This window comes from uncultured Roseivirga sp., from assembly GCF_963973945.1.
Taxonomy (GTDB): Bacteria; Bacteroidota; Bacteroidia; order Cytophagales; family Cyclobacteriaceae; genus Roseivirga.
In genome coordinates, this window is sequence record NZ_CAXBBV010000015.1 from 60,513 (window position 1) to 79,143 (window position 18,631).

Sequence of the window (18,631 nt, forward strand, 5' to 3'; positions counted from 1 at the left end):
ATGCTGCTGACGAAAAGAACCTCGATTTATCGGGGTTTTTTTATATTGAAGTAAAATTAGCAACTATGAATTTTACTGACCCATCTCACAAGAAAATCCTCGGAATACTATTTATTACTTTTAGTGCCCTTGGTCTGCTTGGCTTAGTATTCTATGATTTCTTTATGGATTTCATTTTGAATATGGCTGCAATGGATAATGATCCCATGCCTCCAGAAGCGCTGTGGATATTTGATTTTATAGACTCTATACTCTGGGGAATTGCTGTAGTTTTTCTTATTCCTAAAATTGTAATAGGCTTTGGTTTAGTAAATGGCCGTAAATGGGCCATGATGCCTGCGCTTGTCTATGGAATTATTGGGCTTATCAATTTCCCAGTCGGAACGTTAGTAGGGGTGTACAGTATTCTCATCTATACTGCAAAACCTCAAGAACAAGAAGAAAGCTTCGAAAGACGAACTAACTAATTACTGCCTAGGAACGAAAACTACTTTTTTGGTTTCGAAGAACTCTGGTTCAAAGAATTTTTCTAGGTTGTGAACACGGACTTTTACCAATTTAGACTCTTTGATCTCGGCAGTTAAATCGCCTCCTTTTAAATAAAGCAAACCGCTTTTATAGGCTACTTCTGCAGTAGGTTTAAACTTATGCTTTATCCAAGGGTAGAATTCTTTGAGTTGAGCTACAGCTCGGCTTACTACAAAGTCATATTTTCTGTGCTTAATGCTTTCGGCACGCGCTTGTTCAGCCACTACGTTTTTAAGCCCTAATGCTTCGCTTATATTTTTAACCACCACAACCTTCTTCCCAATGGAGTCAACCAAATGAAAGTTAGACTCAGGAAACATAATGGCCAATGGAATTCCCGGGAAACCACCTCCAGTTCCTACATCAAGAATATCGGTGTTTTCAGGAAACTTAAAAACTTTAGCAATTCCTAAAGAATGCAATACATGGCGTTCGTAAAGGTTTTCTATGTCTTTTCTAGACACCACATTTACCTTCTCGTTCCATTCGGTGTATAAAGGCTTTAGTTGGGCAAATTGAGCAATTTGCTTTTCTGTAAGGTTCGGGAAATGCTTTTTGATTAATTCCATTTGAGTGCGAATTAACAAAAAAGAATTAGATGTGCTCCTTTTTACCTTTCACAAGGTCATACATTAATTCACGAGCTCTGTGTAATTGCGCTTTAACAGTGCCCAAAGGTGCATTTAGTTCTTTCGCTATTTCGTCATAACTGAGCTCATCAAAATAGCGCAGCTTTACCAATCGCTGATATTTGGCTGGCAACTTGGTAACGAACAATTGAACCAGTTCAATCTTTTGAGCTTTAATGGCTTCTTCCTGAGGGTTCAAGTTTTTATCCTGAACGTCAATATTTACAGATTCCCCATTGTCATCGCTAAAAGAAGTATTGAGGCTCATGGTGTCGAGCCTTTTCTTACGAATAAAATCAATGGTATTGTTTGTGGCAATTCGGAACAGCCAAGTACTAAAAGTAAAGTCTTTTTTAAATTTGTGAAGGTTCTTGAATGCCTTAGCAAAAGCCTCAATTGTTAAATCTTCGGCATCATCAACATTCCGAATCATTTTTAAAATCATATGATACACGGGTTTGCGATATCGTTGTAATAACTCCGCAAACGCTTGTTGATCATGATTTTCAACTGCCAGGTCTATTAATTTAAAATCTTTGAGTGCCTTGTCAGAAAACTGCTTACCTAACTCCATTTAACCTTTTTTGCTATTAGCGCCACTAATCCCACCATTGGGTAATACAAATTGAAACACAGATCGAGGAATGGAAGTGCCCAATAGGCCATGTTCACTTTCAGTTTGCGACCTGAACGGGTAAAGATAACATAAAATGACAAGCTCTTGATACCGATAATCACCAAAGTGAATGTAATATTGAAGCCCATTAAAATTGCTAAAAATAGCATTATCCATCCGATCAGCGAACTTAACGCAAAAAGGCCCAATCTCGTTTGATCTTTTTTACGATAGTTTTTTCCAACCGACAAATGCCTTACTTTTTGAGTGAAATATTCTGCCCAACTTGCTTTTGGGATGGAGATGAGATGGGCCTCTGAATGAATACAGATTTCGGTATTCAATTCATTTGTATGGGCATTCACAAAAAGGTCGTCATCGCCTCCCGTTTTAGATTGAAAACCTTGGAATGAATGCTTTAGAAAAACTGACTTTCGGTAGGCTAAATTTCTGCCTACTCCCATGTAAGGTTGTCTTTTAATTGCAAACGAGAGGTATTGAACGGCCGTTAACAGTGTTTCAAACTGTATCATTTGGTTTAGAAAACCCTTTTCAGTTTTATAAGGAGAAAAACCTAAAACAAAGTCGGTTTCCGCTTTAAAGCTTCCTGCCATTTTACTGATCCATTGATTTGTCTTTGGTAAGCAATCCGCGTCTGTCAGTAATATGAGTTCATTTTGAGCTGCTTTAATACCTAATTGTAATGCGTACTTTTTACCATTCCAACCTTCAGGGAGATTATGAACATGAATCACCTTAAGTTTTGGGTTTTCTACCTTGAGCGAATTGAGCAAAGCTTCAGAGCCATCAGAAGATCGATCGTTTACAATTATAATTTCAAAAGTGGGGTATTCCTGATTCAGCAATACAGCAATCAATGTTGGTAAAAGTTTTGCCTCGTTTCTGGCGGCAACAACTATTGATACTGGTGATTGATAAACCTCTTTATTACTGATAGAGGAGTGCTTTGGCAACAGGTTAAAATATACCCAGTGATAGTACAGTTGAATAGCTGTAGACAGAATAAATACGGACCAAAAGATAATTTCTAAACTCACAGAAAACGAAATGATGCTTGAATGAAATAAGAATAAATGATTCCTGCTATTTTTGTGCGATCAAAAATGAGGAATGAAGTTTAATTTAGCTGGAGTAGACAAACAATCGAAGGCCCGAGCGGGGGAAATAACCACAGACCATGGTGTAATTGAAACACCTATTTTTATGCCTGTAGGCACTGCAGGGTCTGTTAAAGCGGTACATCAGCGCGAATTGAAAGATGATGTTCAGGCGCAAATCATTTTAGGGAATACATATCATTTGTACTTAAGGCCAGGGTTAGAAGTAATTGAAGCCGCTGGCGGACTTCATAAATTTAATGGTTGGGACAAGCCAATTTTAACGGATAGTGGTGGTTACCAAGTTTATTCGCTTTCAGGTACCAGAAAAATTAAAGAAGAGGGCGTAACCTTCAAGTCACACGTTGATGGTTCTAAGCATATTTTTAGCCCAGAAGGTGTAATGGATATTCAGCGCACAATCGGAGCGGATATCATGATGGCTTTTGATGAGTGTACTCCGTACCCTTGTGACTATGAATACGCGCGCAAGTCTATGGAAATGACGCATCGTTGGCTTAAGCGCTGCTGCGACAGGTTTGATGCTACCGAGGGAAAGTATGGTTATAGCCAAACGCTTTTTCCGATAGTGCAGGGGAGTACTTATAAAGATTTAAGGGTGAAGTCGGCTGAAACCATAGCTTCGTTTGAACGTGAAGGAAATGCCATTGGAGGGCTATCTGTTGGTGAGCCAGCCGAAATGATGTATGAGCATACGGAAATTGTATGTGACATTCTACCTAAGGATAAACCACGCTATTTAATGGGCGTAGGTACACCTGAAAATATTTTAGAAGGAATTGCCTTGGGCGTAGACATGTTTGACTGTGTGATGCCGACTAGAAATGCCCGTAACGGAATGCTGTTTACGAGTGAAGGTATTTTAAACATGCGTAATGAAAAGTGGAAAAACGACCATAGCCCAATTGACCCGAATTTGGGAGGCTATAACAGTACTTTCTACTCTAAAGCTTACTTAAGACATTTAATTACGAGCAAAGAGATTTTGGGAGCACAAATTGCCAGTATTCATAACTTAACTTTTTACTTATGGTTGGTTAAAGAAGCTCGAAAACAGATATTAGCAGGCACGTTTGTTGATTGGAAGAACCAAATGGTCAAAAAAGTGACTCAACGCCTCTAAATGAAAATACTGGACAAGTACATATTAACCAAGTTCCTCACAACTTTCCTTTTTGTAGTGGGTATTTTGGTAGCCATTGTGCTCATTCTTACTTTTTCTGAAAGGAATGAAAACTTTATAAAAAATGAAGTGGGCACTTGGTTAATCATCAAGTATTTTCTTTTCTATGCACCCTATATTGCCAATTTAATTACGCCTATTACTGTATTTATCGCTGCTGTATTTGTTACCTCCAAAATGGCGAGTCATACAGAAATTGTGGCCATTTTAGCAGGAGGGGTGAGCTACCCTAGAATGCTCAAGCCATTTTTACGTGGCGCAATGATTATAGCAGTAATTAGCTTTGCCTTTACAGGGTGGATTATTCCTGAAGCCAATAAGTTTAGGGTGAAATTTGAAAACGAATATTTTGCAGACAAACCCTTTGTCTATTCTGGTGAAGATGTCCATTTTAAAGTGAGCCCAACCACCTATGTTTATCTAAGATCTTACAACAATTACAGAAACTCTGGAAGTAACTTTACTCTGGAAGAAATAGTAGATAAGAAAATGCTCTATAAGATTTCTGCTAGGCAAATTGTTTGGGATTCTACCTCTACCTCGTGGAATTTAAGAGATTGGAATATCCGTAGGTTTAATGAGCTAAATGAAGAGTTTCGTTACGAAAACGTAGAAGACACTTTGATAAAACTCAATATGAGTCCTCAGGATTTTTCGAGCCAAACAGGCCTCCAAGAAACACTTACAATTCCTGAGTTGTATAGTTATATTGAAGACTTGAGACAAAAGGGTGCTGACAATATTCCAATTTATCATATTGAAAAGCTGACCAGGTTTATGTCTCCGTTTACCGCTATTATTCTGACCTTTATTGGTGTGATTTTGTCTTCTAGAAAAACAAGGGGAGGAGTTGGTTTTCAGATCGCTTTGGGCTTTTTGTTAGCCTTTATTTATATACTTTTGTTTATCGCTACAAAGAGCATAGCTGAGGCAGGCTCAATGGATGCCTTGCTTGCAGTTTGGATGCCTAATATTATTTTTACTATGCTTGGTTTCTCTATCTATCGCTTTGTTCCTAAGTAATGGAAGCCTCTTCTAAGGACTTTTTGAAACTTCATTTTATTGTTTTTCTATGGGGTTTCACCGCAATTCTTGGTAATGAAATGACTATCCCGTCTACTGATGTGGTGATGTACAGAACTGCATTGGCCAGTGTTGTATTGGCGGGTTTTATGTATTTCAAATCAAAGACATTTCAGGTTAACCGCGCTGAGCTTACGCCTTTAATTTTGGTAGGTTTTATAATTGCTGCTCATTGGTTTTTGTTCTTCGAATCAGCTAGGGTTTCTAATGTTTCCGTGAGTTTGGCAGGAATGGCCACTACTACCTTTTGGACGAGCCTAATTGAGCCTCTATTTAACAAGAGAAAGATCAGGCTGTTTGAGGTGGTCTTGGGCTTGGTTGTAATCAGTGGGCTTTATGTCATCTTTCGTTTCGAATTTAACAATGCATTGGGGCTAGGCTTGGCCATGGCTTCTGCATTTATGGCTGCATTGTTTTCAGTACTGAATGGTAAAATGACCCATAGACTGTCGCAGTATACTATTACCTTTTATGAAATGGCCTCGGCAGCCATTGGTATTGCCATTTTTATTCCCTTTTACAAACACTTCTTTTTGGGAGAAACCACAATATACGCCCTGCCTACTACCAGAGACTGGGGCTTATTGTTTATTCTTTCTGTGGTTTGTACGGTATATGCTTTTTCTGCTTCAGTAGAATTAATGAAGCGAATTACGGCCTATGTAGTAAACCTTACAATTAACCTAGAGCCTGTTTATGGAATTATTCTGGCAGTGATTATTTACGGTGAAAATGAAGAAATGAGTGCTGGTTTTTATTACGGAACACTAATTATTCTAGGTGCTGTATTGAGTTACCCAGTCATTAGAAGAAGTCAACGGAAAGCCTTAGAAAAAAGAAGAAATTTAGCTTAATCAAAGCTCGCTATGCTTGAGAGATATTTACCAGCTTAGTCTTTCTTTGAAGCAAAAACTACACCTGCACTTACCCAATAGACTTCTGATTTTTCAACTCCGGCCCAACCTTTTTTTAAGGGGTTATTATACCTTCTTGAAAAGATAAAATACTTTTCGTCTGGTGTCATGTATGGACAATAGTAATTCCAACCCTTTTCATACGCCAAGGGTACTTCAATAGGTGCTAACCATTCACCGTTTTGCTTATAGGCAATTTGGAATTTATTGTTGCCATTGGTAATGGTATAGCGTTCATTTGGCGAAACATAAGAAATTAACTCTCGTCCCTCAGTAGCCACACTAACATAAACTGGAGCGCTAAACTTACCGTCTCCTAAATACTCTGCACGATAGGTGTTTCTTCCTCCATTAGTGCTTGGTCGGTTAGATTGGAAGTATAGACTTCCGTTAGTCACAACAACAGGATAAGACTCTAGATGTTCTGTTGAAATCCCGAACTCTAATTTTGTTGCCAATTGCCACTTTCCATTTACTTTTTCGCTCCTGTAAATATCAGGAGGGATGGTGTAAAGCTCATCTGTGGTCACATTACTGGTATAATTATTTGGATCAACACCGAGAAAGTACATTGTCTTTCCATCTTGTGTAATTGTAGGGTCACAGGCTACTGAAATAGAAATACTATCGGGGTACATTTGAATGGGTTCTATATCAGACCATATTCCGTTTATTAATTCTGTGTGATGGATTATAAAGCTTCCGTTTACAATTCTTGAGAAAAACATCTCTGTGTTGGTAGAGTTAAAAACAATATTGAGCTCTATACTGTCTGTATTCACTAGTGATGGAGCAAACAACTGAGGAGTGTTGGAAGGTGGTTCTTGGTTAAAGTATGAAATGGAATCAGTGCTACAGCCAGAAAGCGAAATGATTGTTAGGAGGATTGTACAGATTTTTTTGGTCATTGTTTGATTTAGATGATTGACGAGCGTTTGGAGTATAGGACGTAGATGCCAGTAATAAGACGCAATTTTTCTAACGAACGAGATGTTTTAGGTAAGTATTTACCAACAAGGCTTTTGAAACCTTAGTAGGAAGGGGCTCTTCTTATAGTTGCTTGGTCATCATTCCAAGGTTTATTTTCTCGGCTTTTGTGAACTTTATTTCTCTAACAAACTCCATGTTTTTCCACAAGTAGGTGTTGCCCTTAAAGCCGTTTGTGAATTTCATTCTTCTATTTAATAGACTGACTTCTTTCTCGGTCGCTTTTCTTTTCTCACCTAATGTTCCATAAAGTTTGATTGCTGGATAGTTTGAGAAGGAGCCTTTGAATAAGGCCTTAATCCAAAATAAACGTCCACTATTTACTCTTAATAGACAGATGTTAGTGTTGCCCTTTACCTGTGAAGAAGCTATGAGTCTTTTTTGCGCTTGAGTATTTTGATAATTCGACTATAGATAATGTCTGCTAAATTCCAGTTGTACAATTTAGGATCGGTAGTGTTTGTGAATTGAATGACTACGGTGTCAATGTCTTTGTGATACTTGGCAATACTCTGGTAGCCAGGCACCCATCCTTTATGTTCATATTCATAAATGGATGAATAGATGTCCTTTTCACCTGCATCAAACAATGACCCATCGTTTAAAGCTCTTAAAAATATGCCCACATCTTCTGCTGATGCTAACATTCCTTGCTTGTCAGTTTTTAGGTCATAAGGGTGGCCCACATGATAGCCACTCATTACATCATCTATATTCACGCCATCAAGCGAGGCAAAAGTGTTTTTAAGTTGAAGTCGGTTTAGAATTTCCTCCTGAATGAATTGAAAGTGAGGATATCTCAGCACTTTATCCATGATTTCGGCAAGTAACAAATAATTGGTGTTGCTGTATTCATAGTCCTGATCTGGCCTATAGTTGGCTGGCTTATCGAGTATTAATTCGAGATTTTCTTGGTTGCTTTCTTTTGGGGCAGCCCAATAATTAGGTGTGTCAGTATAATTTGGAATACCACTCCTGTGCTGCACCATCATCTTCAAAGTAATTGCATCCGTATTTTCGATTCTTCCTACAAGTTCTGGAAGGTAATCAGCAAGGGTTTTATCCAATGACAAGCGGCCATCAGCCACAAGCTTTGTTATGGCCACTGCGGTATATAACTTACTAAGACTGGCGAGCTTGAATAGAGCATGTGGATTTGCAGGGATTTTATCCTCTCTGTTATGCCAGCCAGCTGCGTAAAATGCTGGTGGTTTTCCAGCTTCATCTACGTAAACAATAATTCCTTCAAACCCATGATCTAGGGCTTCATTTGCCTGTTCTTGAAGGCTGTCTGGTAGCGGTAATATCCAAGCCCAAACCAAAATCCAAGGTACGAAAAACAAAGAGGCGATGCTAGCAAGAATAAGTGTGAGTTTGAGTACTCGTTTTGTTTGTTTCTTTTTCATGCCATTTAAGGGGTGAGCGATTTTTTAAAATGGATTTAAGGGAGAGAACATCGTAATTGGTCTTTTTAAAATTTTACCCAGTCCAATTCAACTAATATATCAAAGTCTCCCTGTTTCATTTTTGGGGTTTGAAATGACAGTGTTTTATCATTCAGTTGAAATGTTCTGTAATGTTCTTTGTCTTTCCAATTGGGCAATAGAGAAGTAATTACTTCAACATAGATTCTGTCGTTTTCTATTCTCCACTTCCCAGCGTATGACAGATATGTATCAATAGCACTTATTTTTTCCTCTGCAGACGACATTTGCAATGATTCAACCTCAAAGTTGATTCTGTTGTCTGACATTATTGAAACAGACATAAAACCGTCAGCACTAAATATTAAAATCCCAATAGGCTCTTTTCCGTAAGGAAAAATAGATTTGTTTACAGTCAGATTTTTTAATTCAAAATTATTCAGTTTCCAACTTCCTATTATTTGTTGTTGAGGGGTTTTCATTGACCTTCTTTTAAATTAGACAGATAAGGGGAGAAAAGAAGACAAATGGTTAGCTTAACTAGTAGCGATTGTTTTCTAATACTCACAACTTTTCACCTTGTATTAGTATTGAAGATTTTATGGATTGCTCTTTCAAGTGCAAAACCTTGTTTCTTTCTTCATCTGATTTAAAATTATCAAAATCTTTTTGACTTGTAAATTCTACAATGTGAATCTCGTATGGTGTTTCAATATTTCTTTCAATTACACTCACATCAGAAGGGCGTAACCTAAGTAATAATTGCCCATTGTATTTAGAAATCAGTGGTATGACTACATCCTCAAAATCATGAAATGCGTCTTCTTTACCCGGTTGAATGTAAATGATTTGAGTTATGTAAATCATATGTAATGGAATGAAGTAGTTATAACATGGCCTTGGTCGTTCACTGATTATTTATGAAGAACACCCTTCAGTGCTTTATTCATACATTTTGCTATTCAGGTCTTCGGTCAGGTTCTGTTATACTGGGGTTAAATAGATTTACTCTAGCGGCTCGGCAAGCCCAACAAGCAATCCTTCTGCTCCTCGAATGTAACAGAGCTTGTATGAATTTTCGTATTGAACCACTTCACCAACGAGCTCAGCACCTAGTCTTATGAGTCGGGATACCAACTCATCAAGGTTGTTCACAGTAAACATGATACGTAAATAACCAAGAGAATTGACAGGTGCTGTTCGATGGTCTGATATGGTTTTGGGATAGATAAACCTAGAAATCTCCAGTCGGCTATGCCCATCGGGTGTAACCATCATTGCAATTTCAACAGACTGATTTCCAAGTCCGGTTACTTTTCCAGCCCATTCACCTTCGATAATGGCTCGCCCTTCGAGTTTTAAGCCTACTTCTGTAAAAAAGGATATTGCATTGTCGAGGTTCTCTACAACGATCCCCATATTATTCATCTGAAGTAGTTTGCTCTTTTCCATGTTTTGTCTAGCGCTTATTTATCAGCTTGTATTTAATATGTGTAGTCAGTTTTGAAGGTATTACTTCTTCAATACTTAAATCAAAGACACTTTTGTCAATGCTGTCGAACAAACGAATACCACTGCCTAAGATTATTGGAGTGATATGGAGAATGAAATCATCTACTAAGCCTAAGTTAAGAAATTGCTGTATGGTTTCTGCGCCACCTTGTATTCTTATGTCTTTTCCGTTGGCAGATTGCTTTGCTTTTTCCAAGGCACTTTCTATCCCGTCATTGATAAAGTAAAAGGTAGTTGTTCCTTTTTGAACCCAAGGCTCTCTTTCTTCATGTGTTAGAACATATACATCTCTTTTATAAAGATCTTCTGGCCAGTTCACTTCGCCTTCATTAAACATGTTTTTCCCCATTATGTAAGCGCCAGTTCTTGCAAATGTGTCCTCTATCAGCTTACTTTCTATACCGTCTTCTTCTCCGCCTTCCATTCCAAGGGCTTTGAAAAATGCTTTTTGCTTATACATCCAATTGTGAATTGAAGTGCCGCCATCACCAATTGGATTTTGAGGGCTTCTGTTATCGCCTGCGAAATATCCATCAAGCGAGATTCCATTATCAAAGAAAATTTTACTCATGATTTTAATTTTTGATTTTAAATAATACTCCTTACTGACTGTATTCGTGTTTCTTTACTGGTTTTAACTTTATTTAAATGCTATGTGCTGCCGAAGCAGCGGTAGCCCTAAATTTTTGAATTGAGATGTTCTTTCTTATTCAATACTTTGCCCAAAGGTTATAAGGTTAGCATCAGGATCGAGTACTGAAAACTCTTTTTGTCCCCAAGGCTTAATCTCCAATTTACCATTGGGGTGTATGGTGGTATTGTTGTCAATTAGAAATTGATAGAGTTCGTTAATATCATTCGTTCTGATGTAAATTTGTCCATAGTTTTTTCTTGGTTTGAGCTCCTTAAATTCGAAAAAGTGAATTTCTATATTGTCTTTAGACAGAATTAGATAATCTCCATAGTCGCTCACTTCCACAAAGCCCAATTGATTTAGGTAGTAATTTTTTGATTGGGTTTTGTCTCGCATGGGTAATTTCGGGTGTACGTAGGTTAACATTGTGTTTCTTTTAATGGCTTATTTCTTGATTACTGGGTAACGCAGATGAGTGACCCCTTTTCCTGATATTACGATAGGGTCACCAAGGGTGGATGGGGTGTTTTCAAGATGCTCGAAAAGCCGAACACCCGAACCAAGAAGAACTGCTGTAATGTCAATATGTAGCTCATCAAGCAGGCCTGCGTTCAGGCATTGCTGGATGGTGTCAGCACCATGAATTCCAACTGCTTTTCCATTTGCCGCTGCTTTAGCTTGCTCAATTGCAGACTCGAGACCGTCAGTAACAAAATGGACATTAGAATTAGGCTTTGGCCAACCCTTAGGTACAGAATGGGTCAGTACGAATGCAGGACCCCAACCGTGATTTCCGCCCCATCCTTGAGCAACATTGAAGGTGCGTTTACCTGTGAGGACTGCGCCTAATTCACTCACAAGATTTTTATAATGCTCGGCACTAGGGTGTGATAGGCGAAAGGTCATGGCATCTGCTCCACCAGCTTCGACCTCTATATCGCCAGCGAAATACCAATCAAAGACTTCGGACACACCATCATTGCTGTCAGCGACAAAGCCGTCAAGAGACATTGACATTACCGCGATTGTTTTTGAGATATTTTGAGTTTGTTTCATGTTTAGAATATTTTTTAAGAAACACTAAGCTGAGAGTAATGAACTCTCTGCTTTCTGTAAGTCTTATTTTTAGCACATTCATCCTATATAATGGATGGGGATATGCTGTTCATTATTGAGCCTTTATTCTAATGGAGTCTCCCAGTTTTTCTACAAGTCCCTCTAGGTTTGTTAGCGACTTCTCTGTGATCTTCTTTAGTCTGGCTTGTTTTAGAAGTTTGAAAAGAAACCCCGAAAACAACTGGTCATTAATGTAGTAGTTGAATGTAAGTAGGGTTCTAAAGTCTTCTAGTTTTTCCAGTGTATAGTACGAGAGCCAACCTGTGCTCTCTTCTGTTTCACTAAATTCAATTTTATGCTCACCGAATATGTAATGATTGGCAATGATTGTTACTTTTTTACGGGGTAAATTCATTACACAGCGCATACCGATCCGCGGAAGAAAATGGTTTTGTACTTCAACACTGTTTACTTCATTCACCCATTGATTTCTATAGGTAAAATCGGCTGTGGCATGCAATAAGGTAATCAAATCAGTATTGTATGTCTTAGAAATGGAAATCACTTTCCTTTTGGTTTGTAGGTTGGGTTTCTTAGGTGTTTCAACTGATATTTTGCTTTTTAAATATCCTAATGATGAATAGTGGAAAGGGATGTTTTCATCTTTTGTAGTTTTCTGTCCCCCCGTCCAAATAATAGAACCTACCGTTTCCGATTGCATTTCACTCTTTTTAAATAGCCCTTCCGAAACCAACCAATACTCATGATGGTCAATGTCGTTTTTGAGTAGCTCATGGGCCACGATAACATCTTTTCCAATGAGTTTACTAAAGTTTTTTACATTGTATTCTGTAAACTCGCCATAATGAGTAATCACTTTTAGCGTAAGGTCCGAGGCCGAGAGACAAGCTTCGCACTGACAATATTTTCTGCTTACATAAGCCATCAGGCTTTTGTGGAATGCCGTGAACATCTTCTTCACTTGTTGGTGAACCACTTTTAAGTTCGGCTTTTCACCAAATTTGTAAAATAGGATAGCATCTCCTTCGATTTCGGAAACAATGAGTTCCATCTCATTGGTATCTATCAAAACTTCTAGTAGTTCCTCTACAATCAGCCGGCTATGTTCAATCTCCACTTTTTTAACGAAACTGGTGAATCCGCTGATGTCAGGAATGAAGATAAGACCTTTAGTAGAGTTCAACATTTCGCTTATAGTTTACATTTGCTGTATTCGACACTTAAAATCATTGCGTGTCAGGTTTGTATAAGTTTATAGGTATGGTCACTGATGATCGTTTCTTTTTCACAATAACTTATACTCTCCTTATCTACGATTCAACAATGTTTCTTTCGTAAACCAGCACAACTATTCTACACTTGAAAGTCATGCTGATTCCCGATTTTAGATTGGCTTTGTACTTAGTTATTTAGGCTTCTTCCTTCTTAGCTTCAAAGACCATATAGCTTTGTATTTCGCTCACCATTCCATTTTCAAGTTTGTAGATGTCACAAAAGAAACTGTTCTTAAGTGAGCCATCTTGGTGCTTTGCGGTAACCATTCCAGTGCCTACCACAGTATTGCCTTCTTCTATGAATTCACCGATTTTACTAGATACCATTTGGGGAATGTCTAAGTAAAATTCCCGAATAGCTTCTTTGCCAGGTTCTAGGTCGAAAAAGCCTGGCCAACCCATTTTTACATCAGCACTCATAAATGAAAGTGCTTTTTCAACATCGTGCTTCAAAAAAGCATTGAGTAATTGCTTTACAATTTCTTTGTTTGTCATTTTGTTAGATTTTTAACTGTACACTTTTAATTATTTAATTGTTGGTATTGAGGTGTTTTGATCATGCGTTAGTTGCCACCCAAGGGCTGAGTTCTTGAAAACAAGTATTAAGTATGCATTGCTTTCAAGCGTAATGTGACCTGCTGAGTCGTTTTCGGTGTATTTATATTGCACAAGCCCAAATCCCAATGAGTCGCTACTTTCAGTTTTCAATATTCTTCCGTCCCATTTCCAGTTGCTTGATGCAAACCAATTTTTGTGTAAATCCATAAAGGCATCTTTGCCATCATACTTTCTCCCATCTGGGCCAATCATAATTACACTTTCAGAAACAGTAGGGGCAAGCTGTTCAAGATTACCTTTGGCAATGGCCTCAAGATGAACATCAAGCGTAGTAGTGAAAGATTGTAGGTCATCAACAAGGCCTTTCTGTTGCGAGCAAGCAAAACCTAAGAACAGTACAAATGCAATTCCCAGATTTTTAGTGATTTTTATACCTCTAATCATCATATTTCATTGTTATAGAATTCCTAAAGTCATTAAGAGCGGTTATCGGAAATAGCGTCAATTCGGCACCTTTACGATATGATCGCGAACTATATGTTTACAAATTTCATATGATTACAGTATATACTAGGGGGGTGATGACAACATTTAACAGGGTATATTCCGACAAATTCTATCATTAAGTCAAAATAACTAGTCATAAGGCTAAACCTGAGAGCGTGACTAACTAGCTATTAAATCTTTGTCAGAAATACTTTTGCTATTTTTCTTCTGGTTCCGCATAGGTCACAATGTCAATCCCAATTCCATTTGGGTCTTGAATAGCAAAATGCCTGTCGCCCCAAGGCTCATCTCGAATGTCAATTTTTATTTCTACACCTTTTCTTTTCAATTCTTGATAAATGTTGTCTACATCATCTACTTCAATGGTCAAATACATACCTTGATTTTGAAATGGTTGTTGAAAAAGGGGCTGCTGACTTGGGTGGTTTGGAAGTAAGAAACTGACTTCGGCTTCTTTATTTGGCGTGTGTAACAAAAGGTAAAAATCATTTTCAAATGTGACACCAAACCCTAAGGTTTTGGTATAGAAATCCTTTGTTTCGGCCAGTTTGCTAGTGATTACGCCTGCATTCATTTTCATGGTTTGTCGATTTTTGGTTTTTAAGCCCGTTTGTAAAAATAAATTAGCTGCTAAGCATACAGTAATAGAGAATAGAGTTGTTTGCTTCATACCTTTTATTGCTATTGTATAACAGTGTAAAGGTCGCATCGCCACTATTTTATTAATAGTAAAAATCGGACATACTTATTCTATTCAATAAGCTTGACGGGGCGTTTTTCCGAATAGGGTTTTAAATTCCTTTATAAAATGAGACTGGTCATAATAGCCATAATCAAGATAGTCGAAGTTTGATGCGGCTACTTTTAAGATTGTATTTTTTTGTAGAAAGCTTTGAAAGCGGACTACTTTGCAGAATGTTTTTGGGTTATTACCAATATAAAAATTGAACAACCGTCTAAGCTGTCTTTGGCTTAAACCAGTTTTAAGATCAGCGTCTAAGGATAAGTTCCCACCTGTTTTAAAGATTAAATCAATAGCGTCAAGCAATCTATAGTCAATTCTAAAAGCTTTACTATTCGTCAAATTCAAAAAATGAGTATTTAGTGAATCAATTATTCTTGACGAGCTAAGCTCTGCGTCTAATTCATTTGTAATAAAATTAGCGGTGTTTGGTGCTACCAAACCTAAATCGAAGTACCTGTTTGTAAGTTCTGTTGCATTGATATTGTAAATCAAGGGAAAAACGGATGGCATAAAGCAAATGCCGAAATAATGAAATTCGTTTTGTAATGTTACACTAGAGCTTTTATCGCTAAATCCGGTTACAATGCTTTTGCTGGGCTGTTGTAGCTCAAAATAAATATCTATACAACCATTAGGTACAACTCTATACTCTAGGCCATTTAGTAAAGGCTTAATAGTTTTAAACTCCCAGTAGTAATAGATATAAGGAGCCAGTCTTGAATCGGGTAGATGTTCTTTATAGAGTGTAAATTCAGGTTCAAACCTTGTGGCAGGTTGAAACGGCATAAAAACCTTCCTTATGTCTGTTGTTTTATTCAAAGTTTAAAACTCATTTATTGTGACCGCTAACCTTTGTATAGTACTCAAATTTAAAGTTAAAAGTTTGGTGATAATTTGTACAATGGCGATTGCATTTTCTCAGCTTTGCGGACCGTAGGGGAGGACATGAGACACGGTTTAATCCATGGGAATGTGAGTGCGCTCGTTTGCCCTGAATGACAGTTCAGAAGAGTGCGTTAGGTTTTTTAAGATGGGTCGACCTAAATCATCATTATAGATGAGGGTTAGTGGGGTGCTATTTGTTTTGCGCAATTCTAAACCCAAGGTCATCAATTTTAAACTTTATTGGATGACTCCTTCTTCTATTGGTTGCCATAACGCTCCTTTCTTGGTCGCACCAACCGCCACCACGAAAAATGCGATAAGACCCATAAACAGATTCGTCATAGATGTCTGAACACCATTCCCAAACATTACCTAGCATATCATAAAGTCCCCATTCATTAGGCTTCTTTTGTCCAACTGTTTGAGTTTGGTTATTTGAGTTAGCTTTAAACCAAGCAATGTTACTCAATTCACCGTGCCTGATTTCTTTAGTTCCTGCTTGACAAGCATATTGCCATTCAGCTTCTGTTGGTAACCGAAACCCATTTGCCTTTGAATTAAAGGTTATACTTTCAGTTGCTAAGTCAATAGTATAGCATTTATCTTTTGCTAAAGATTCAGATAGTTCATTACAGAAATTTACCGCATCAATCCACGAAACGGTTTCAACAGGTAATTTCTCTCCCTTGAATGTTGACGGGTTTTCTTTTATTACTGCTTCATATAACTCTTGCGTCACTAGAAATTTCGATAGTTTGAATGAGTCTATTTCGGACAACCAAGCTTCTTTGGTTCTGTCATCTCTCATTTCAACTGTGCCTGATGGAATTAAAAGAAACAACTTGTCAATGAGTGCCTTATCTATTTTTTTGTTTGTCGTTTCCACGTTGTTTTTCTAATGTGACTTTCACTATTGAATAGCAGCTCTTTGCTTAGCTGTATTTACTTCTGCCATTGCCGCAATGGGGGACTTTGAGCATCGTCAGCCGAATGTATAAACAAAAGCTGATAGCAGCGCAACTGATCAGTTACTTCTGTCAGCCCCCACCGTGGCAATACTTTGTTTTAGGCAGTTTTTACTTCTTTCTTGCTTCAAATTCCTTTTTCCTAAACTCTAAAATTCTTTTTATTAAATCTAAGGGCAAAGGTTTGCCTAGCGGAAGTTGAATAGCCGACTTTGAAACTTTGTAATCTTTCAATTCTACTTCAAATTCTTTCAGCATTGCTTCGCTCCAAGGACTTGATATGGTTAGGTGTTTGGGAAAAGCACAATAGTAAATTAAGTGATATTTGTCGCCTAACTTGAAAGCAGGAATTTGGTAGCTGATTACCTCTTCAACTTCTGGTGCAACTTTGTGCACCAGTTCCCTAATTGTTTGCATTCTTTCTAGTGTGTCGCCACTAAACACTTTGTGATACTCTTCAATTGTTCTATAGTCTGTCTTAGCCATTTGTTTTCATTTTTAAGTTATAAATGTATGAGGCTGCAAGTATGCCACCGATTGCTACAGGAGTTAAAATGTAGCCGATGTTCCCGTCTACCACAATGTGGCTGATTACAGCAAATATTAGGTTAAATGTTAAACCAGCATAAGCCCATTCTCTCAATTTGTTTGGTAATTTTGGTAGCATAATGGCTATTGCTCCCAATACTTTGCAGATGATTAATACATAAGCGAAATAGTCAGGATAGCCTAAAGGTTTTGTGCCTGCATTAATGTATTCGGGCGCAAATAGTAAGGTACTTAGTGGCATCAGTCCTTCCCACAAAAAGATGATGCTTGTTGTGATCCAAAAAATTATTCTATTCTTTTTCATTTTAATAAGGTTTAAGGTTATTCATTTGGAAATTGTGTGATGTCCATGTATGCAAACTCCCATTGGTGTCCATCTAAGTCTGCAAAACTGTGTTGGTACATCCAGCCGTGGTCTTGCGGTTCATTGTAAATAGTAGCACCTAACTCTTGGGCTTTTGCAACAATCTGTTGGACTTCATCCCTTGAATTTGTGTCCAATGCTATAAGTACTTCCGTACTTTCTTTTGCATTGCTAATTGGTTTTTTGGTAAATGTTTTGAAATACGTTTCTGTAAGCAGCATTACGAATATGTTTTCGCTCACTATCATACTTGCTGCATTTTCATCGGTAAATTGAGGGTTAAAGCTGAAGCCCAAATCTTTAAAGAATGTCATAGATCTGTCGAGATCCTTTACCGGTAGGTTAATAAAAACTTTTGTTGCCATCTTTTTATTTTTTAGTTGTTAATGATGACACAAAGATTTGGCAACCAGTGGATTTAAACTTTTACATATGTTGAGAAAGTGAAAAAAATTACTTGTTGGTAAGAAGTATTCTACTCAATTGTGTTGGGGTAATGCCCAAGTAAGAAGCGATGTGATGTTTTTTAATGCGTTGAACCAATGTTGGGTACTTTTGAAGAAAGTCGTCATATCTTTTAGCCGCAGTTTCTGTTCTAAAAGTAATTTCTAGTGGCTCCTTTTCTATGATCCAATGAAGGTCGTTGTAGGCAATGTAAAAACGAGCCAAATCTGGAAAAGGGTCAAACAACTTTCTAAACTCAAAAAAGTCGTACTCCAGAACGGTGGTGTCTTCAAGTGCGGTAATGGAAAACTCACTTGGCTTGTTAGCCAACATCGCACTCAACGAAGCAGCTATTCGCTGTTCTGGAAAAAAATACTTTATTACTGCATCTCCATTTTCTCCAATGTAATGCTGCGAAAGTAGTCCACTTACAACGAAGGACATTTTTTTGGGGTGTTGTCCAATGTTAAGAACATTGTCGCCTTTTCTATACTCCTTTTGTTGTAAAAGCCTTTCCCAAGCCCGTTCTGCTTGTTCAGAAATATTATAGTAGGTTCTTATCTTTTCAAAAAATTGGGAGGTATTCATTTCACTTCAGTATGCTCAATGTTATC

The 18,631-nt window shown here is 37.7% G+C and carries 25 protein-coding genes; 4 read left to right on the top strand and 21 right to left on the bottom strand.

Annotated elements, in window-relative coordinates; genetic code table 11:
• Positions 1-65 precede the first annotated feature (65 nt).
• Entirely contained in the window at positions 66-467 is a 402-nt protein-coding gene (locus AAC026_RS17920) for a hypothetical protein (protein ID WP_339608170.1), read from the top strand.
• On the opposite strand, the gene rsmG is transcribed toward AAC026_RS17920, so the two are convergent.
• From rsmG to AAC026_RS17935, 3 genes are read right to left on the bottom strand one after another with little or no spacing between them, the layout of a single operon-like run.
• Entirely contained in the window at positions 468-1,097 is a 630-nt protein-coding gene (gene rsmG / locus AAC026_RS17925) for a 16S rRNA (guanine(527)-N(7))-methyltransferase RsmG (protein ID WP_339700978.1), read from the bottom strand.
• Between the two features lie 25 nt (positions 1,098-1,122).
• Complete coding sequence (locus AAC026_RS17930; protein WP_339608168.1) at positions 1,123-1,731, bottom strand: sigma-70 family RNA polymerase sigma factor; 609 nt, start codon at positions 1,729-1,731, stop codon at positions 1,123-1,125.
• Positions 1,722-2,747: a glycosyltransferase gene (locus tag AAC026_RS17935; protein ID WP_339700980.1), complete on the bottom strand. Its 1,026-nt coding sequence runs from the start codon at positions 2,745-2,747 to the stop codon at positions 1,722-1,724. The genes AAC026_RS17930 and AAC026_RS17935 overlap by 10 nt, the downstream gene beginning before the upstream one ends.
• A gap of 157 nt (positions 2,748-2,904) precedes the next feature.
• Here AAC026_RS17935 and tgt point away from each other — a divergent pair, with 157 nt between their 5' ends.
• From tgt to AAC026_RS17950, 3 genes are read left to right on the top strand one after another with little or no spacing between them, the layout of a single operon-like run.
• Positions 2,905-4,035 (top strand): tRNA guanosine(34) transglycosylase Tgt, encoded by a 1,131-nt coding sequence (gene tgt / locus AAC026_RS17940; protein WP_339700982.1) that lies wholly within the window; start codon positions 2,905-2,907, stop codon positions 4,033-4,035.
• Complete coding sequence (locus AAC026_RS17945) at positions 4,036-5,118, top strand: LptF/LptG family permease (RefSeq protein WP_339700984.1); 1,083 nt, start codon at positions 4,036-4,038, stop codon at positions 5,116-5,118.
• The gene (locus AAC026_RS17950) at positions 5,118-6,032 is read left to right on the top strand and encodes a DMT family transporter (protein WP_339700986.1); all 915 of its coding nucleotides are present in this window, start codon (positions 5,118-5,120) and stop codon (positions 6,030-6,032) included. Before AAC026_RS17945 ends, AAC026_RS17950 begins: the two co-directional genes overlap by 1 nt.
• A gap of 35 nt (positions 6,033-6,067) precedes the next feature.
• Here AAC026_RS17950 and AAC026_RS17955 read toward each other — a convergent pair whose 3' ends face one another.
• The 18 genes from AAC026_RS17955 to AAC026_RS18040 all read right to left on the bottom strand — a co-directional run bounded on the left by AAC026_RS17955 (position 6,068) and on the right by AAC026_RS18040 (position 18,605).
• Positions 6,068-7,000, bottom strand: coding sequence for a hypothetical protein (locus AAC026_RS17955; RefSeq protein ID WP_339700988.1), 933 nt, complete (start codon positions 6,998-7,000; stop codon positions 6,068-6,070).
• A 447-nt stretch (positions 7,001-7,447) separates the two neighbouring features.
• The gene (locus tag AAC026_RS17960) at positions 7,448-8,485 is read right to left on the bottom strand and encodes a serine hydrolase domain-containing protein (protein ID WP_339700990.1); all 1,038 of its coding nucleotides are present in this window, start codon (positions 8,483-8,485) and stop codon (positions 7,448-7,450) included.
• 65 nt (positions 8,486-8,550) lie between these two features.
• Positions 8,551-8,985: a lipocalin-like domain-containing protein gene (locus AAC026_RS17965; RefSeq protein ID WP_339700992.1), complete on the bottom strand. Its 435-nt coding sequence runs from the start codon at positions 8,983-8,985 to the stop codon at positions 8,551-8,553.
• A gap of 82 nt (positions 8,986-9,067) precedes the next feature.
• Positions 9,068-9,370, bottom strand: a complete 303-nt coding sequence (locus AAC026_RS17970; RefSeq protein WP_339700994.1) for a DUF1330 domain-containing protein — start codon at positions 9,368-9,370, stop codon at positions 9,068-9,070.
• Between the two features lie 138 nt (positions 9,371-9,508).
• Positions 9,509-9,955, bottom strand: a complete 447-nt coding sequence (locus AAC026_RS17975) for a VOC family protein (RefSeq protein ID WP_339700996.1) — start codon at positions 9,953-9,955, stop codon at positions 9,509-9,511.
• A 7-nt stretch (positions 9,956-9,962) separates the two neighbouring features.
• Positions 9,963-10,586, bottom strand: a complete 624-nt coding sequence (locus tag AAC026_RS17980; protein ID WP_339700998.1) for a dihydrofolate reductase family protein — start codon at positions 10,584-10,586, stop codon at positions 9,963-9,965.
• Positions 10,587-10,721: 135 nt separating this feature from the next.
• Positions 10,722-11,075, bottom strand: coding sequence for a VOC family protein (locus tag AAC026_RS17985; RefSeq protein ID WP_339701000.1), 354 nt, complete (start codon positions 11,073-11,075; stop codon positions 10,722-10,724).
• An 18-nt stretch (positions 11,076-11,093) separates the two neighbouring features.
• A complete protein-coding gene (locus AAC026_RS17990; protein ID WP_339701003.1) occupies positions 11,094-11,705 on the bottom strand; it encodes a dihydrofolate reductase family protein in 612 nt (203 codons plus the stop codon).
• 112 nt (positions 11,706-11,817) lie between these two features.
• The gene (locus AAC026_RS17995) at positions 11,818-12,912 is read right to left on the bottom strand and encodes a DUF2652 domain-containing protein (protein ID WP_339701005.1); all 1,095 of its coding nucleotides are present in this window, start codon (positions 12,910-12,912) and stop codon (positions 11,818-11,820) included.
• 223 nt (positions 12,913-13,135) lie between these two features.
• Positions 13,136-13,495, bottom strand: coding sequence for a nuclear transport factor 2 family protein (locus AAC026_RS18000; protein ID WP_339701008.1), 360 nt, complete (start codon positions 13,493-13,495; stop codon positions 13,136-13,138).
• A gap of 30 nt (positions 13,496-13,525) precedes the next feature.
• Positions 13,526-14,005: a nuclear transport factor 2 family protein gene (locus tag AAC026_RS18005; protein WP_339701009.1), complete on the bottom strand. Its 480-nt coding sequence runs from the start codon at positions 14,003-14,005 to the stop codon at positions 13,526-13,528.
• Positions 14,006-14,261: 256 nt separating this feature from the next.
• Entirely contained in the window at positions 14,262-14,735 is a 474-nt protein-coding gene (locus AAC026_RS18010) for a VOC family protein (protein WP_339701011.1), read from the bottom strand.
• Between the two features lie 84 nt (positions 14,736-14,819).
• Positions 14,820-15,629 (bottom strand): helix-turn-helix domain-containing protein, encoded by an 810-nt coding sequence (locus AAC026_RS18015; protein ID WP_339701013.1) that lies wholly within the window; start codon positions 15,627-15,629, stop codon positions 14,820-14,822.
• Positions 15,630-15,885: 256 nt separating this feature from the next.
• The gene (locus AAC026_RS18020) at positions 15,886-16,581 is read right to left on the bottom strand and encodes an SUMF1/EgtB/PvdO family nonheme iron enzyme (protein ID WP_339701015.1); all 696 of its coding nucleotides are present in this window, start codon (positions 16,579-16,581) and stop codon (positions 15,886-15,888) included.
• 190 nt (positions 16,582-16,771) lie between these two features.
• Entirely contained in the window at positions 16,772-17,146 is a 375-nt protein-coding gene (locus tag AAC026_RS18025) for a DUF1801 domain-containing protein (RefSeq protein ID WP_339701018.1), read from the bottom strand.
• Positions 17,139-17,513: a DoxX family protein gene (locus tag AAC026_RS18030; RefSeq protein WP_339701020.1), complete on the bottom strand. Its 375-nt coding sequence runs from the start codon at positions 17,511-17,513 to the stop codon at positions 17,139-17,141. Before AAC026_RS18030 ends, AAC026_RS18025 begins: the two co-directional genes overlap by 8 nt.
• Before the next feature lie 17 nt (positions 17,514-17,530).
• Entirely contained in the window at positions 17,531-17,938 is a 408-nt protein-coding gene (locus AAC026_RS18035) for a VOC family protein (protein ID WP_339701022.1), read from the bottom strand.
• A gap of 88 nt (positions 17,939-18,026) precedes the next feature.
• Entirely contained in the window at positions 18,027-18,605 is a 579-nt protein-coding gene (locus AAC026_RS18040; RefSeq protein WP_339701025.1) for a Crp/Fnr family transcriptional regulator, read from the bottom strand.
• Positions 18,606-18,631 lie beyond the last annotated feature (26 nt).

What these genes read in the sequence shown, in the direction of transcription:
- AAC026_RS17920 (WP_339608170.1), top strand. Translation starts at nt 66, where the DNA reads ATGAATTTTACTGACCCATCTCACAAGAAAATCCTCGGAATACTATTT.
- rsmG (WP_339700978.1), bottom strand. Translation starts at nt 1,097, where the DNA reads ATGGAATTAATCAAAAAGCATTTCCCGAACCTTACAGAAAAGCAAATT.
- AAC026_RS17930 (WP_339608168.1), bottom strand. Translation starts at nt 1,731, where the DNA reads ATGGAGTTAGGTAAGCAGTTTTCTGACAAGGCACTCAAAGATTTTAAA.
- tgt (WP_339700982.1), top strand. Translation starts at nt 2,905, where the DNA reads ATGAAGTTTAATTTAGCTGGAGTAGACAAACAATCGAAGGCCCGAGCG.
- AAC026_RS17945 (WP_339700984.1), top strand. Translation starts at nt 4,036, where the DNA reads ATGAAAATACTGGACAAGTACATATTAACCAAGTTCCTCACAACTTTC.
- AAC026_RS17950 (WP_339700986.1), top strand. Translation starts at nt 5,118, where the DNA reads ATGGAAGCCTCTTCTAAGGACTTTTTGAAACTTCATTTTATTGTTTTT.
- AAC026_RS17955 (WP_339700988.1), bottom strand. Translation starts at nt 7,000, where the DNA reads ATGACCAAAAAAATCTGTACAATCCTCCTAACAATCATTTCGCTTTCT.
- AAC026_RS17960 (WP_339700990.1), bottom strand. Translation starts at nt 8,485, where the DNA reads ATGAAAAAGAAACAAACAAAACGAGTACTCAAACTCACACTTATTCTT.
- AAC026_RS17965 (WP_339700992.1), bottom strand. Translation starts at nt 8,985, where the DNA reads ATGAAAACCCCTCAACAACAAATAATAGGAAGTTGGAAACTGAATAAT.
- AAC026_RS17970 (WP_339700994.1), bottom strand. Translation starts at nt 9,370, where the DNA reads ATGATTTACATAACTCAAATCATTTACATTCAACCGGGTAAAGAAGAC.
- AAC026_RS17975 (WP_339700996.1), bottom strand. Translation starts at nt 9,955, where the DNA reads ATGGAAAAGAGCAAACTACTTCAGATGAATAATATGGGGATCGTTGTA.
- AAC026_RS17980 (WP_339700998.1), bottom strand. Translation starts at nt 10,586, where the DNA reads ATGAGTAAAATTTTCTTTGATAATGGAATCTCGCTTGATGGATATTTC.
- AAC026_RS17985 (WP_339701000.1), bottom strand. Translation starts at nt 11,075, where the DNA reads ATGTTAACCTACGTACACCCGAAATTACCCATGCGAGACAAAACCCAA.
- AAC026_RS17990 (WP_339701003.1), bottom strand. Translation starts at nt 11,705, where the DNA reads ATGAAACAAACTCAAAATATCTCAAAAACAATCGCGGTAATGTCAATG.
- AAC026_RS17995 (WP_339701005.1), bottom strand. Translation starts at nt 12,912, where the DNA reads ATGTTGAACTCTACTAAAGGTCTTATCTTCATTCCTGACATCAGCGGA.
- AAC026_RS18000 (WP_339701008.1), bottom strand. Translation starts at nt 13,495, where the DNA reads ATGACAAACAAAGAAATTGTAAAGCAATTACTCAATGCTTTTTTGAAG.
- AAC026_RS18005 (WP_339701009.1), bottom strand. Translation starts at nt 14,005, where the DNA reads ATGATGATTAGAGGTATAAAAATCACTAAAAATCTGGGAATTGCATTT.
- AAC026_RS18010 (WP_339701011.1), bottom strand. Translation starts at nt 14,735, where the DNA reads ATGAAGCAAACAACTCTATTCTCTATTACTGTATGCTTAGCAGCTAAT.
- AAC026_RS18025 (WP_339701018.1), bottom strand. Translation starts at nt 17,146, where the DNA reads ATGGCTAAGACAGACTATAGAACAATTGAAGAGTATCACAAAGTGTTT.
- AAC026_RS18030 (WP_339701020.1), bottom strand. Translation starts at nt 17,513, where the DNA reads ATGAAAAAGAATAGAATAATTTTTTGGATCACAACAAGCATCATCTTT.
- AAC026_RS18035 (WP_339701022.1), bottom strand. Translation starts at nt 17,938, where the DNA reads ATGGCAACAAAAGTTTTTATTAACCTACCGGTAAAGGATCTCGACAGA.
- AAC026_RS18040 (WP_339701025.1), bottom strand. Translation starts at nt 18,605, where the DNA reads ATGAATACCTCCCAATTTTTTGAAAAGATAAGAACCTACTATAATATT.